Genomic DNA, 832 nt, shown 5'->3' on the forward strand with positions numbered 1-832 from the left:
GCTGAAGTGATTGCCCAACGAATCGAAAAAGCCAAGGAAGAAATTGCCCTCATGCGTGAGTATGATTATGCCATTGTCAACGATCAGGTGCCCCTCGCTGCTGAACGTGTCAAGCGTGTGATCGAAGCAGAACACTTCCGTGTGGACCGTGTCATTGGTCACTACCAGGAGATGTTGCCAAAATCTCCAACTACTCGATAAACTATAGGAAACAGGTACAAGCAAATGATGTTAAAACCCTCTATTGATACCTTGCTGGACAAGGTACCATCAAAATATTCACTCGTAATCTTGGAAGCAAAACGCGCCCACGAACTAGAAGCAGGAGCGCCAGCAACTCAAGAGTTTAAGTCTGAAAAATCAACTCTTCGTGCTTTGGAAGAAATCGAGTCTGGAAATGTAACCATTCACCCAGATCCAGAAGGAAAACGTGAAGCGGTTCGTCTCCGTATCGAAGAAGAAAAACGCCGCAAAGAAGAAGAAGAAAAGAAAATCAAAGAGCAAATCGCTAAAGAAAAAGAAGATGGTGAAAAAATTTAAGGTTGGGGGGACTCAATCTTATTTTTTCTATTGCAAGAATGTACTGACAAGGAGGAGGTGAGAAGATGGCAATCGCAAAGATTATTGTGGATGTTCCCCTTATGCAGACGGACCAGCCCTATAGTTATAAGGTCCCTGAGGAATTTGTAGAGATGCTGGAAGTCGGTATGCGGGTTCATGTCCCCTTCGGAAAGGGTAATCGTTTGATACAAGGGATTGTGCTTGGCCTGGAGTCCCAGTCGGATGAAGAGATGGAAGGTCAGGACTTGAAGGAGATTGCAGAGGTGCTAGA

At 44.8% G+C, this 832-nt stretch carries 2 protein-coding genes and 1 pseudogene; all 3 read left to right on the plus strand.

Features of this window, described 5'->3' with window-relative positions; genetic code table 11:
• A pseudogene (locus tag GMD1S_RS08365) lies at positions 1-201 on the plus strand (guanylate kinase); the annotation flags it as partial.
• A gap of 24 nt (positions 202-225) precedes the next feature.
• Positions 226-540 (plus strand): DNA-directed RNA polymerase subunit omega, encoded by a 315-nt coding sequence (rpoZ, locus tag GMD1S_RS08370; protein WP_002874282.1) that lies wholly within the window; start codon positions 226-228, stop codon positions 538-540.
• 65 nt (positions 541-605) lie between these two features.
• The coding region (locus GMD1S_RS08375; RefSeq protein WP_000951899.1) for a hypothetical protein at positions 606-832 on the plus strand (227 nt) is incomplete at its 3' end.

This window comes from Streptococcus sp. GMD1S (genome assembly GCF_000296875.1).
Lineage (GTDB): Bacteria > Bacillota > Bacilli > Lactobacillales > Streptococcaceae > Streptococcus.